Genomic DNA, 13,664 nt, shown 5'->3' on the forward strand with positions numbered 1-13,664 from the left:
CTGGGGTCGATGCGTCCGTAACCGAGTACCACCTAGGGTGGAAGGCAACCCGGCACCACCGCCCAGGTGGCGGACAGGACAGTGGGGAGCGTCGTGGACCGGCCGGTCGGCAGCAAGTATCTGCTCCAGGAAACCCTGGGGCGCGGAGCCAGTGGCACCGTCTGGCGCGCGAGCGTGCGCGATTCCGGCGAGATCGTCGCGGTCAAGGTGCTGCGCGAGGAGTTGAGCACCGACCCGGACGTGGTCACCCGCTTCCTGCGCGAGCGCTCGCTGCTGCTCAATCTGCGCCACCCCAACCTCGTGCACGTGCGCGACCTCGTCGTCGAGGGCGAGACGCTCGCCCTGGTGATGGACCTGATCGACGGACCCGACCTGCGCACCTACCTGCGCGAGAACGGCCCGTTGCCGCCGGCCGCCGCCGCCTTGACGATGGCTCAGATCTGCGACGCGCTCAGCGTGACGCACGCGGACGGGGTGATACACCGGGACCTGAAACCGGCCAACATCATGCTCGCCCGCAACGGCGACTCGCTCTACCCGATGCTGACCGACTTCGGCATCGCCCGCCTCGCCGACTCGCCCGCGCTCACCCGCACCCACGAACTCGTCGGCACGCCCAGTTACGTCGCGCCCGAGACCGCCGAGGGCCGCCCGCTCACCCCGGCCGTGGACGTCTACGCGGCGGGCGTGGTGCTCTACGAACTGGTGGCCGGGCACCCGCCGTTCCGGGACACCAACCCGATCGCGCTGCTGCACCACCACCTGACCGAGGTGCCCACCCGCCCGGCCGGCATGCCCGACGCCTACTGGCTGATCACCGAGCGCTGCCTGGCCAAGCGGCCCGAGACCCGACCGGACGCGGCGGGCCTGGGCCGGGCGCTGCGGCTGGCCGCCGACATCGTCGCCGGCGTGCGGCCCGACGACGGCTCGCTCGCGCAGGTGCTGGCCGCGAGCGCGTTCGGCGCGCGGGCCGGTGCCGCCGACCCCACCCGCGCCCTCCCGCAGACGCAGCTCGGGTATCCCGCGCCGCCGACCACACCGCCGCCGGCGCCGCCGAGCACACCCAACGCGACCCGGGTGATGAGCACGCAGCCGCCCGGCTATCCACAACCGCCGCAGCACTACCCGCCCCAGCCGGCCTACGCCGAGCCGGTGCAGCAGCACGGCCGCCCCGCCGCAGCGCCGCCGCCGGCCGACCCGGGACCGCCGCCTCCGCCGCCTCCGCCGCGCTACCGACGCGAGGAGGCACCCGAGCGCGAGCCGCGGCGCCGCGAACGCGCCGTACGCGAACCGCGCGAGCCCCGCGAGCGCGAGCCACGCCGCCGGCGCGGCTTCCGGCTCACCAGCATCCCGGGCGTGGGCTGCACCATCGGCTGCCTGTTGCGGCTGGTGATCATGGCCGCGATCCTGTTCGCCGTCTACTGGTTCAGCCCGCTGCACGACTGGGTGAACTCCGCTATCGACGGGTTCGATACCGTTCGGGGCTGGTACGACAGCGTCAAGACTTCGTCACCGGCGGCGACAGCGGGGGCGACAGCGACAACTGACGCATAGTCATCCCCCATCGCCCCTGTCGAGGACGACCTCGTACACGCCGTCCTACCCGACGGTCCCCGCATCCGGGGGCCGGCCGCGTAGGGTGCGGTCGGGGAAGTCCGCTGTGAGCACAACGCTCGCTGGGTCCACGGAGCTGCTTTGGCACGCAAGATCGGTAGCCGATACGTCGCCCTGAAGGTGCTCGGGCGCGGCGCCAGCGGGACCGTCTGGCAGGGCGAGGGCCCCGAGGGACCCGTCGCGATCAAGCTGCTGCGCGAAGACCTCGCGTCCGACCAGGTGTTGGTCGCGCGCTTCGTCCAGGAGCGCACCGCGCTGACCAGCCTGGACCACCCGAACATCGTGGGCGTGCACGACCTGGTCGTCGACGGCACCGACCTCGCGCTGGTGATGGACCTGGTGATCGGTCCCGATCTGCGCGCCCGGCTGGAGCGCGAGCGGGTGCTCACCCCCCGGCTGGCCGCCGCGATCGTGGCCGACGTCGCGGACGGCCTGTCCGCCGCGCACGCCGAGGGCGTGATCCACCGCGACGTCAAACCCGAGAACATCCTGATCGACAACTCGGCCGGGGTCTCCCGGGCCCGACTCACCGACTTCGGCATCGCCCGCCTGGTCGACGCGCCGCGCCGCACCCGGGCCACCCGGATCATCGGCACGCCCGACTACCTGGCCCCCGAGATCATCGAGGGCCTGCAGCCGACCGCCGCCGTGGACGTGTACGCGCTGGCCACCGTGCTGTACGAACTGCTCACCGGATGGACCCCGTTCGGCGGCGGGCACCCCGGCGCGGTGCTGCGCCGGCACGTGACCGAACCGGTGCCGGGCATTCCCGGCCTGCCCGACCCGCTCGCCGCGGTGCTCGCGTCCTGCCTGTCCAAGGCACCCGCCGCCCGGCTGACCGCCCGCGAGTTCGGCGAACGGCTGCGCTCCGCACTGCCCGCGCTGATCGGCCTGCCCGCGTTCGACGTGCCCGACCCCAACGGGAACGTCGGCCGCCAGGACACCCCCGTGCCGCGCCCGGCCGGGGTGGTCCCCCTGGTCTCCGGCACCTCGGAGGCCGCCGACGGCAGCCGGGACACGCACACCAACCTGACCCGCCCGGTGTTCGACGGAGCCGCGCCGGTGCAGTCGCACCGGCGCGGCAAACCGGCCCGGCGCGAGGGCGGCGCGCGCCGCCGGCTGATCCCGGTGATCTGCGGCGTGCTCGCCGTCGCGGCGGTCGGCGCGGGCGCGGTGTGGTTCACCCGGGACGAGGGCAGCCCGACCCGACCCGCCGGACAGACCTCCCGCACCCCGCAGCCGACCCCGCCCGGGGCCGCCGGCGGCCCTGCGGGACCGACCGCGGGGCGTACCACCGGTGGCTACACGTGGGCCGCGTTCGCACCGCTGCCCGCCGCCCCGGTGCTGCTCCAGGGCGGCCCGGCGGTGACCCGTACCGACGCCGAGCACAGCTACGTGGTGCAACGTGACGGCGAGGGTGCCCTGTGGTACCTCGGCAGCGACGGATCCCGCTGGGGCGAGTGGCGCCGGCTGCCCACCTTCCGCACCGCGGACGATCCCGCCGTGGTCAGTGCCGCGCCCGGTCGGGTGGACGTGTTCGCAGTCGGTTCGGCCGACAAGCTGCTCTATCGGGCGACCCTGGCCGACGGTCGATTCGGCGAGTGGACCAGGACGGACGCCAAGACCAAGCTCAGCGGCGCGCCCGCGGCGGTCGCCACCGGCGATCGCATCGACATCGTCGCGCGTACCGGCACCGACGGCCTGGCCGCCGGATCGCTCACCGGCTCCGGCTGGAGCGGTTTCACCACGGTGCCCAGCGCGGGGCGGATCGAGGCCGCACCCGCGCTCACCGCCGGCGCCCCCGGCGCGCTGGACGCGTTCGTGGTGCGCGCCGGCGACCACGCGGTGCTGCACATCCCCTTCGTCGACGGCGGTTGGCGCGAGCCCGAACGGGTCGGCCTGACCGCCTCCGCGCGCCCGGCCGCCGCCTACAGTCAGGGCCGGGGCCTGGTCGTGCTCGCCCGCGACGGCAACGGCCGACTGCTCGGCGCGGTGCCCGGCGAAGGCGGCTGGCGGCCGGTCGACCCGAACACCGCCACCGCCGACGCCCCCGCCGCGGTGGCCGCCGGAGTCGACCGGGTGGACGTCTACATCCGGACCGACAACGGTCGACTCCAGGCCTCCTCGTCGAGTCCCGACGCGGGCTGAGTCCGAGCCCGGCCCGCGATCCACTTAGGATGGTGGCGTGGCTGCCGTTGATCCTTCCGAAGAGCTCAAGTCCGTCGAGTCGACCATGACGTCGATCGAGGCCGTCCTCGACCTCGACAAGATGCGGGCCGATGTGGCCGCGCTCAACGAAAAGGCGGCTGCGCCGGACCTGTGGGACGACCCCGAAGCCGCCCAGAAGGTGACGAGTCGTCTCTCGTTCCTACAGGGCGAGCTGCGCCGGGTCGAAGACCTGCGCCGGCGTCTGGACGACGTCAACGTCCTGTTCGAGCTGGCCGAGGCCGAGGACGACGCGGACACCCGCACCGAGGCCGAGAACGAACTCGCCGCGGTGCACAAGTCGGTCGGCGAACTCGAGGTGCGCACGCTGCTCTCCGGCGAGTACGACTCGCGCGAGGCGCTGGTGACCATCCGCTCCGAGGCCGGTGGCGTGGACGCCGCCGACTTCGCCGAGATGCTTTTGCGGATGTACACCCGCTGGGCCGAGCGGCACGGCTACCCGACCGAGGTCTACGACACCTCCTACGCCGAGGAGGCCGGCATCAAGTCGGCCACCTTCGCGGTCAAGGTGCCGTACGCGTACGGCACCTTGTCCGTCGAGCAGGGCACGCACCGCCTGGTGCGGATCTCCCCGTTCGACAACCAGGGCCGCCGGCAGACCTCGTTCGCGGGCGTCGAGGTGCTGCCGGTCGTGGAGCAGAGCGACCGGGTCGACATCGACGAGTCCGAGCTGCGGGTGGACGTCTACCGCTCGTCCGGTCCCGGTGGCCAGGGCGTCAACACCACCGACTCGGCGGTGCGCATCACGCACATCCCGACCGGCATCGTGGTGTCCTGCCAGAACGAGCGCTCGCAGATCCAGAACCGCGCGTCCGCGATGGCGGTCCTCTCCGCCAAGCTGCTCGAGCGGCAGCGCCAGGAGGAGCAGGCCCGGATGAACGCGCTCAAGGGCGAGGGCTCGTCCTGGGGCAACCAGATGCGCTCGTACGTCCTGCACCCGTACCAGATGGTCAAGGACCTGCGCACCGAATTCGAGGTGGGCAACCCGCAGTCGGTGCTGGACGGCGAAATCGACGGTTTCATCGAGGCCGGTATTCGCTGGCGCAAGCAGCAGCAGACCGCCGCCGCGTAGCGGATCGACGGGCGACCCGCGCGTCGAGAAAAGCGGGTCGATATCCCGGTTTGTGACCATGAGGGCCTCCGCGTATTCGCGGGGGCCCTCGTGGTATGCCGCGTTGCGCTTTCGTGCCGATTTTCTCGGCGAATCGGAATTAACCCCGCAACCCTCTCCGAACGCCCTTGACGCGGCATCCACCCGGTTACCAGTCTGAACGGCGGCATTGCCGCGACGCATCCGATCGGGAGTCCGAGGCGCATCGACAGATGGCACGGACGCGCGTCGAGGTGATGCCCAACGGCGTTTGGGACCCCACCCGCGCCGGCGCGGACACGGGGATCTCATCCAACTGGGGGTTAATTGATGACAACCAAAATGCGCGTCCGGACGGCTCGGATAGCCGCCGCCGCGCTGTTCGCGGCGGGTGCGTCCTTCGCGGTCGCGGGCGTCGCGAGCGCGACGGACGGCGGTCCGGACGACGGGTGCGAGCAGACGCACACGTGCCCGGGCGGCGAAACCGCGGGTTCGACCACGGGTAACACCTCCGGTGGCACCGTCGTGGGTGCCACCACGGGCGGCACCGTCGTCGGTGCGACCACGGGCAACACCACGTCCGGTGCGACCACCGGCAACACGACGTCGGGTGCGACCACGGGCAACACGACGTCCGGTGCGACCACGGGTAACACCACGTCGGGTGCGACCACGGGTAACACCACGTCGGGTGCGACCACCGGCAACACCACGTCGGGTGCGACCACGGGTAACACCACGTCGGGTGCGACGACCGGTAACACGACGTCGGGTGCGACGACCGGTAACACGACGTCGGGTGCGACGACCGGTAACACGACGTCGGGTGCGACGACCGGTAACACCACGTCGGGTGCGACGACCGGTGAAACGACGTCGGGTGCGACCACGGGTAACACCACGTCGGGCTCGACCACCGGGAACAGCTCCTCGGGCAGCTCCGGCGCGACCACCTCCGGTGGTGGCACCACGAGCGGTGGCAACACCACCAAGGGCGGTTCCTCGGGCGGTTCCGGCAGCACCTCGAAGGGCAGCTCGGGCGGCGGCAGCACCGGTGGCGGCAACACGTGTGACGCCACGCACGCCTCCGGCGGGCTCGACCTGAACTGCGGTGGCGACGGCAACACCCGCACCACCAGCGGCAACGGCGACCAGCAGAACGCGCCCGTTCGCGACTTCGGTGGCGGCGACACCGCTCCGGCCGCGCAGCAGACCGCGAACAAGGAACTGGCCTCGACCGGTTCCGGCGCCAACATGGCGTTCCTGATCGTCGGCGGTGCCGCGATGGCGGCCGGTGGCTTCACCTTCACCGTGCTGCCGGCGCGGTTCAAGCGCCGTCAGCAGGCCTCCGCGGCCTGAGTCGAAGACTTGTGCCCCGGCGCGGCGGTTCCGGGGCACTGAATCCGCCGTCCCGGCGTTCCGAGCCGGGCGCACCGCGTCATCGCGACTGCGTCTGAGTAACGGTCGGCTCGGGACTACGGACGGTGGGCGGCACCGCAGTGCGACGCCGGGCTTCGGCCCGGCGTCGACGACGGGGCGCCCGCTCGGATCGGTCCGCGTCGGACAGCTGCCGACAACGCCCGATCCGGGTTCCGGAAGCTGCGGAGCGCCGCTGTACAGCGCGAAGGCCCTGGGGGCACCCAGGGCCTTCGTGTTGTCTCGACTTCGTATCGTTCCGAAGGGGTCACGCGCGGGTCGATCACCCGCGCCGTACCCGATTCACCCGGCGGCTCGGCTGCGGCCGGCTCAGCCGCCCACGTGGGCCAGCAGCAGCGCACATACCAGGACCAGCAGTGCGATCGCCGCGAGCATCGCGGGATTGAGTCCACCGGAGTGCTGGAGCCGTTCACGGCTGGCCCGGCACGTCGGGCAGCGACCCTCCGCGACCAGGCCGGCACAGTTCGCGCACACCAGGCGGTCCAAGGTCATCTCGACTCCTCCGCCTCGATTGCTCCGCTATCACGCATCGACACCCATAACGCTCACGACGCGGTGGGAAGTTCCCGTCCCCTTCCACTGTGCCGCTTACACTCACGGAATGGCCATGCCCGACGACCACTCTGTTCGAGCCTGGGCGCCCGGCTCCGGGCAGTGTGGTCCCTTGGCCCCCTCTGTGCCCCCAGCCGTATGCCCTGCCCCCTACACTGGCGCACCGTGATGCAACCGTGATCCGATTCGACAACGTCAGCAAGACCTACCCGAAGCAGCCGCGCCCCGCGTTGCACGACGTCTCCCTCGAAGTGGAGAAGGGTGAGTTCGTCTTCCTCGTCGGGTCCTCGGGCTCGGGTAAGTCCACCTTCCTGCGGCTCGTCCTCAAAGAGGAGCGACCGTCGGTGGGCAACATCTTCGTGGCCGGCAAGGACCTCGGCCGGTTGTCCAACTGGAAGGTGCCCGCTCTGCGCCGCCAAGTGGGCACCGTCTTCCAGGACTTCCGCCTGCTCCCCAACAAGACGGTGTATCAGAACGTCGCGTTCGCGCTCGAGGTGATCGGCAAGCCCCGAGGCACGATCCGCAAGGTGGTACCGGAGGTTCTGGACCTGGTGGGCCTGGGCGGCAAGGAAGACCGGATGCCCGGCGAGTTGTCCGGTGGTGAACAGCAGCGCGTGGCGATCGCCCGTGCCTTCGTGAACCGGCCGATGATCCTCATCGCCGACGAGCCCACCGGCAACCTCGACCCGCAGAACAGCGTCGGCATCATGAAGCTGCTCGACCGGATCAACCGGACGGGCACCACGATTTTGATGGCCACGCACGACCAGGCGATCGTGGACCAGATGCGCAAGCGCGTCATCGAGCTGGAGCAGGGCCGTCTGGTCCGCGACCAGTCTCGCGGCGTGTACGGCTACCAGCACTGATCCACCGGACCACCACGGCGCGGCAGTCCGGCCGCGCCCCTAGCGACTAGGACATCATGCGCGCCCAGTTCGTCCTCTCGGAGATCGGAGTCGGTCTCCGCCGGAACCTGACCATGACGATCGCGGTGATCGTCAGTGTCGCGCTGTCCCTCACGCTGGCCGGAGCGGGTGCGCTGCTGCGGGTTCAGGTGAACGAGATGAAGGACTTCTGGTACGACCGGGTCGAGGTCTCGATCTTCCTGTGTGGCAAGAGCGACAAGGACGCCGGCTGCGCGGGCGGCGAGGTATCCAACGAGCAGCGCGAGGCGATCAAGGCCGAGCTCAGCCGGATGCCGCTCGTGGAGAAGACCTACCAGGAGAGCAAGCAGCAAGCTTTCCAGCACTTCAAGGAGCAGAACAAGGAGTCCCCGCTCTCCGGCAGCGTGACCGCCGACCAGTTGCCGGAATCCTTCCGGGTCAAGCTCAAGGACCCGACCAAGTACTCGGTGGTGGCGAGCGCGTTCGTCGGCAGGCCGGGCGTGCAGTCCGTGCAGGATCAGCGCAAGATCCTGGAGCCGTTCTTCAAGCTGTTGAAGAACGCGCAGTATGCGGCCTACGGCGTGATGGGCTTCATGCTCCTGGTGGCGATCCTGCTGATCGTCAACACGGCCCGGGTGTCCGCGTTCAGCCGTAGGCGGGAAACCGGCATCATGCGGCTCGTCGGCGCGTCGAATCTCTACATCCAGCTGCCGTTCATCATGGAGTCCGCCATCGCCGGGTTGTTGGGCGGCGTGCTGGCCTCCGGCCTGTTGAGTACCGGATTCTTCTTCGGCGTCAAGAAGGGTCTCGGTCAGCAGTTCAACGCATTCGAGTTGATCGGTTGGGGGCCGGTGCTCACGACCCTGCCGCTCCTGGTCCTCTTCGGGGTGCTGATGTCGGCGATCGCGTCGTTCTTCACGCTCCTCAAGTACCTCAAGATCTGACCCGGGGATCCCTTCCGGATCCCACCCGAAGGCCCTGTCCCGCCACGGCGGAACAGGGCCTTCGAACGTATGCATGCGTCCGGATGGGTTCGTATTACTTCCATACCGGTGTGGGTCATGGCAATGTCCGGCAATTCATCGTTTCTTATGATCATGCGCAGAATTCAAACCAGGCGACTCGGTTTCTCGGCGCTCGTGGTAATCACGGCCGCGGTCGGCCTCGTGCCCGCGTACGCCGACGGCGGTGACGCGCGTGCCCGCAAGCAACGCGCCGATGCGTCGGCCAAGGACATGCGGGCCGACCTGGACGCGTCGGCGGCCCGTTTGGCGGCCGCGGAGAGGGCGTACACCGAGGCCGAGGCGGCCGGGCCGGGTGCCCGGGCCGCTCTGGACGCGGCCCGGGCGCGGGTGGCCCAGGCGCAGGCCCGGACGGCCGACCTGAGTCACGGCGCGGAGCTGGCCGACGCCGCGGTGGGCACCGCGGAGACCGAGCTGCGCGACGTGGTGGCCGCGACCCAGGCGGTTCGCGACGACATGACCCGGCTGGTGGGCCAGGCGTACCGCCACGGCGGCATGGCGCAGTTGTCGATCATCCTGCGCGCGCAGACCCCGGCGGAGCTGCTGAGCAGCCTCCAGGGCTATCGGCAGATGCTCCAGGCGGACCGCGAGACGATCGAGCGGCTGGAGCGCACTCGCGACGCGATCGACGTCCGGCGGGCCGAGCTGGAGCGGCGTCGTGAGGAGGCCCGGGCCCGGCACGCGGAGGCCGGGCGGCATCTGGCCGAGGTGGTCGCGCTGGAGAAGGCCGCGGCCGACGCGGCGGCGAAGGTGGCCGCGTTGGCGGCGCAGCGCGAGGCCGCGCTGCGCACCGCGCGCGAGGAGAAGGCGGCCGACCAGCAGCGCTACGCGGCGATCCGGATCGAGCAGAAGCGGCTGAGCGAGTTGGTGAACCGGCGCAACGCGCCGGTCGGCTCCGCCGGTCGACCGGCGTCCTCGACGCAAGGCGGCGCGCTGTCCTACCCGGTGCGCGCGTCGGTCAGTTCGGGCTTCGGGATGCGCTACCACCCGGTCCTGGAGTACACGAAGCTGCACACGGGCACCGACTTCGCGGTCCCCGAAGGCACCTCGGTGGTCGCCGCCCGTGAGGGTACGGTCGTGCAGACCGGCTACAACGCGGCGTACGGCTACCGCGTGGTGCTCTCGCACGGGCGCGTCGGCGGAGTCGCGCTGACCACGACGTACAACCACCTGTCCCGGATCACCGTGCGCGAGGGCCAGCGGGTCTCCCGCGGCGGCCCGATCGGCCGATCGGGCAACACCGGCTGGTCCACCGGCGCACACCTGCATTTCGAGGTGCTCGTGGACGGCGACTTCGTCGACCCGGCGCTGTGGTTGTGAGACCGGGCCCGCGGCGGCGACGGTTTCGGCGCGCGAAGACCACCCACCCGGGCGGGTAATGGGCTTGCGGCCATGCGCGAGAATGCAGGGATCATGGCGAAAGAGACCGGGCGCAAGCTCATCGCGCAGAACAAGAAGGCGCGGCACGACTACCTCATCGAGGACACCCTCGAAGTCGGCCTCGTCCTGACCGGCACCGAGGTCAAGTCGTTGCGAGCCGGCAAGGCGTCCCTGGTGGACGGCTACGCGAGCATCGACGGCGGCGAGGTGTGGCTGCACAACGTGCACATCTCGGAGTACTCGCAGGGCACGTGGACGAATCACGCGGCGCGGCGCAAGCGCAAGCTGCTGCTGCACCGGCACGAGATCGACAAGCTGATCCAGGCGACCCAGGAAACGGGTCACACCCTGGTGCCGCTCAGCCTGTACTTCAAGGACGGTCGGGCCAAACTCGAACTGGCGCTGGCCAAGGGCAAGAAGAACTACGACAAACGGCAGACCCTGCGCGAACAGCAGGACAAGCGCGAGACGGAGCGCGTGATGTCGAAGTACGTGCGCGGCCGCCGTCAGTGATCGGCGGGCGATGATCGTTCGCGGCGCGCACCACCGGGAATGAAGTGGACCGGTCCGACGTTGGACCGTACGATGTGCCTGGTTCGGGTCGAGCAAGTGTGGCGATTCGGGCCGTCGAGCAGGACACCCGGGTTCCTCGGAGCCTCGGTGGTTGCTTGAAAACTCAATAGGGGGTGATCGGTTTCGACTGCGGCTGTCGAAGCAGAGGAAGCGAGCCGAGGAAGCGACAATGATCTCGTTAACCATATGTCGCAAACAAATAATCGCCGATACCAAGCGCGATTCCTTCGCCCTCGCTGCCTAAGCGAGTATCCGAAGGTGTCAGACCGGGTGCGTCCCCGCCCCGGACCCTGGCATAATCTAGGGGACTCCACCGTACGACCCGGTTACGGGGTCATGCGGGACAAAAAACAGTAACTGGGCCCGTCGGTGTCTTGTCCACGTGAACACCGGGGCCGAGAAAATCGTTGTGGACTGCGCTCGGAGAAGCTCTGGTTTTGCACCGTAGGACGCGGGTTCAATTCCCGCCACCTCCACCCCTGTTGACGAAAAGGCCCGGTGTGCTCGCACGCCGGGCCTTTTCGCGTGCCCGTTCGGGTGGGTGCGACGCGTTCCCGAAAACGCGACGAACCGGCGACCTCTGGGCCGCCGGTTCGTGATGTCGAGGACACCGACCCGCCAATGCTCGCCTCTCGGCAAGTGGTCCCTCGTAGGGACTAATGGTTGGGCCCGGGGGCTTGGATCGAGCCGGTGTCGTCGACCAGCGTAACCGACCACGCGCCCGACGCCGGAATGATCGGCGAAGGACGAGGATCACAGTTTGCGGTGCCGGCCGCTTCGGGTAAGGCGGGCCGCGGCGCAGCCCCCGGCCTCGCCCGTGTCCACGAAGTGAGACCATCGGGAGCGATGCGACGCCGTGGGAAACGGGCGTCGCAGCGATCGGAGGAGAAAGAGTTCATGCCCGCAGCGCCCAGCGCCTCGTACTCGATCACGGCTCGACTGGAGGTCCCCGCGGGGGGCCGATCGGTCAGTCGACTCACCAACGCGGTCGAATCCGCCGGGGGGTCGGTCACCGCGCTCGACGTCACCGCGTCCGGCCACGAGCGCCTGCGGATCGACGTCACGATCGCCGCAACCTCGACCGACCACGCCGATCGGCTCGTCGCGGCGGTCCGGGAGATCGAGGGGGTCACCCTCGGCAAGGTCTCGGACCGTACCTTCCTGATGCACCTCGGCGGCAAGATCGAGATGCAGTCCAAGCATCCGATCCGCAACCGTGACGACCTCTCGATGATCTACACCCCGGGTGTGGCGCGGGTGTGTCTGGCCATCGCGGAGAACCCGGACGACGCGCGCCGGCTGACCATCAAGCGCAACACCGTCGCGGTGGTCACCGACGGCTCCGCAGTGCTGGGCCTGGGCAATATCGGCCCCAAGGCCGCGCTGCCGGTGATGGAGGGCAAGGCGGCCCTGTTCAAGCGGTTCGCCGGGATCGACGCGTGGCCGATCTGCCTGGACACCCAGGACCCGGACGAGATCGTGCGGGCCGTGCAGGTGATGGCGCCGGGCTTCGCCGGGATCAACCTGGAGGACATCTCCGCGCCGCGCTGCTTCGAGATCGAGCGCCGGCTGCGCGAGACGCTGGACATCCCGGTCTTCCACGACGACCAGCACGGCACCGCGATCGTGGTGCTGGCGGCGCTCACCAACGCGCTGCGGGTGGTCGGCAAGAAGATCGAGGATGTGCGCATTGTCATGTCCGGCGCGGGCGCGGCGGGCACGGCGATCCTCAAACTGCTCCTCTCCGCCGGCGCCGGACACGTGGTGGCCGCGGACGTCCAGGGCGTGGTGCACACCGGCCGCGCGGGCATGGGCGAGGACCTGCGCTGGATCGCCGAGCACACCAACGAGCAGGGCCTCACCGGCACCCTCAAGGAGGCTGTGGTCGGCGCGGACGTGTTCATCGGCGTGTCGGCGCCGAACGTACTTGACGGCTCCGACATCGCCGCGATGGCCCACGACTCGATCGTGTTCGCGCTGGCCAACCCGGATCCCGAGGTGGACCCGGTGGCGGCCCTGGAGTACGCCGCGGTGGTCGCCACCGGCCGCAGCGACTTTCCCAACCAGATCAACAACGTGCTGGTTTTTCCGGGTGTCTTCCGAGGTCTGGTGGACGCGCAGAGCCGGCACATCACCAACGACATGCTGCTCGCCGCCGCGCGGGCGCTGGCGTCGGTGGTCTCCGACGACGAAGTGAACCCGAACTACATCATTCCGAGTGTTTTCCACCCGGAGGTGTCCGCCGTGGTGGCGGCGGCGGTGCGGGACGCGGTGTTGGCGGAGCGTCAGAGCCCTGCGGGATGATCGTCGTACTGTCCGTACGGATCCCGGTTGCAGAGGCCCCCGAACGGCCCCGTAATCTGCCGGAACCGCGAAATCACGGGGCTTTCCCAGTGATTTCGCGTGTCCTTGATTAGCTTCCGGGCATGGATGAGTGCAGGATTCGTCCCCGGGGCAAGAACAGCGAGTTGGACTGCACCACGTTTGCGACCACGTTCGTGGCCGTCGACGGAGGTCAGCAAGACACGGGAGTGACACATGAACCGCAGTGAGCTGGTAGCCGCCCTCGCGGAGCGCGCCGACGTGACCCGCAAGGACGCGGATGCCGTACTGAGCGCGCTCGCCGACGTCGTCGGCGAGATCGTCGCCAAGGGCGACGAGAAGGTCTCGATCCCGGGCTTCCTCACCTTCGAGCGCACCCACCGCGCTGCCCGCACCGCGCGGAACCCGCAGACCGGTGACCCGATCGACATCCCGGCCGGCTTCGGCGTCAAGGTTTCGGCGGGCTCGAAGCTCAAGGCCGCGGCCTCGGGCAAGTAAGCCCGTAGCGCCCCGGTGGAAAACCGGAAGGGCGGCTTCCCCTCGGGGGAGCCGCCCGGGCCGGGG

The 13,664-nt window shown here is 69.9% G+C and carries 11 protein-coding genes and 1 other RNA gene; 11 read left to right on the top strand and 1 reads right to left on the bottom strand.

What is annotated here, in order from left to right; genetic code table 11:
- Positions 1–66: 66 nt before the first annotated feature.
- The 4 genes from ABZS54_RS24550 (at position 67) to ABZS54_RS24565 (ending at position 6,289) form a co-directional block, all read left to right on the top strand.
- Positions 67–1,554, top strand: coding sequence for a serine/threonine-protein kinase (locus tag ABZS54_RS24550; protein ID WP_355539920.1), 1,488 nt, complete (start codon positions 67–69; stop codon positions 1,552–1,554).
- Between the two features lie 141 nt (positions 1,555–1,695).
- Positions 1,696–3,762, top strand: coding sequence for a protein kinase (locus ABZS54_RS24555; RefSeq protein ID WP_355539922.1), 2,067 nt, complete (start codon positions 1,696–1,698; stop codon positions 3,760–3,762).
- 37 nt (positions 3,763–3,799) lie between these two features.
- A complete protein-coding gene (prfB, locus tag ABZS54_RS24560) occupies positions 3,800–4,912 on the top strand; it encodes a peptide chain release factor 2 (RefSeq protein ID WP_355539925.1) in 1,113 nt (370 codons plus the stop codon).
- 348 nt (positions 4,913–5,260) lie between these two features.
- Positions 5,261–6,289 (top strand): hypothetical protein, encoded by a 1,029-nt coding sequence (locus tag ABZS54_RS24565; RefSeq protein WP_355539927.1) that lies wholly within the window; start codon positions 5,261–5,263, stop codon positions 6,287–6,289.
- 387 nt (positions 6,290–6,676) lie between these two features.
- Here the strand turns inward: ABZS54_RS24565 and ABZS54_RS24570 are convergent, their stop codons facing one another.
- Positions 6,677–6,859 carry a hypothetical protein gene (locus ABZS54_RS24570; RefSeq protein WP_355539930.1) on the bottom strand — a complete coding sequence of 61 codons (183 nt, stop codon included), beginning with the start codon at positions 6,857–6,859 and terminating at the stop codon, positions 6,677–6,679.
- A 236-nt stretch (positions 6,860–7,095) separates the two neighbouring features.
- Here ABZS54_RS24570 and ftsE point away from each other — a divergent pair, with 236 nt between their 5' ends.
- The 7 genes from ftsE (at position 7,096) to ABZS54_RS24605 (ending at position 13,598) form a co-directional block, all read left to right on the top strand.
- Positions 7,096–7,785, top strand: a complete 690-nt coding sequence (gene ftsE, locus ABZS54_RS24575) for a cell division ATP-binding protein FtsE (RefSeq protein WP_355539933.1) — start codon at positions 7,096–7,098, stop codon at positions 7,783–7,785.
- Positions 7,786–7,841: 56 nt separating this feature from the next.
- On the top strand, positions 7,842–8,747 hold the full coding sequence (gene ftsX / locus ABZS54_RS24580) for a permease-like cell division protein FtsX (protein WP_355539936.1): 906 nt from the start codon (positions 7,842–7,844) through the stop codon (positions 8,745–8,747).
- Positions 8,748–8,900: 153 nt separating this feature from the next.
- On the top strand, positions 8,901–10,145 hold the full coding sequence (locus tag ABZS54_RS24585) for a M23 family metallopeptidase (protein WP_355539939.1): 1,245 nt from the start codon (positions 8,901–8,903) through the stop codon (positions 10,143–10,145).
- A 93-nt stretch (positions 10,146–10,238) separates the two neighbouring features.
- Complete coding sequence (smpB, locus tag ABZS54_RS24590; RefSeq protein WP_355539954.1) at positions 10,239–10,718, top strand: SsrA-binding protein SmpB; 480 nt, start codon at positions 10,239–10,241, stop codon at positions 10,716–10,718.
- Between the two features lie 169 nt (positions 10,719–10,887).
- Positions 10,888–11,257: a transfer-messenger RNA gene (gene ssrA, locus ABZS54_RS24595) on the top strand.
- A gap of 418 nt (positions 11,258–11,675) precedes the next feature.
- Positions 11,676–13,082: an NAD-dependent malic enzyme gene (locus tag ABZS54_RS24600; protein WP_355539942.1), complete on the top strand. Its 1,407-nt coding sequence runs from the start codon at positions 11,676–11,678 to the stop codon at positions 13,080–13,082.
- Between the two features lie 234 nt (positions 13,083–13,316).
- Positions 13,317–13,598, top strand: a complete 282-nt coding sequence (locus ABZS54_RS24605; RefSeq protein ID WP_355539945.1) for an HU family DNA-binding protein — start codon at positions 13,317–13,319, stop codon at positions 13,596–13,598.
- Positions 13,599–13,664: the final 66 nt, after the last annotated feature.

The sequence above is a fragment of the Embleya sp. NPDC005575 genome, from assembly GCF_040605455.1.
Lineage (GTDB): Bacteria > Actinomycetota > Actinomycetes > Streptomycetales > Streptomycetaceae > Embleya.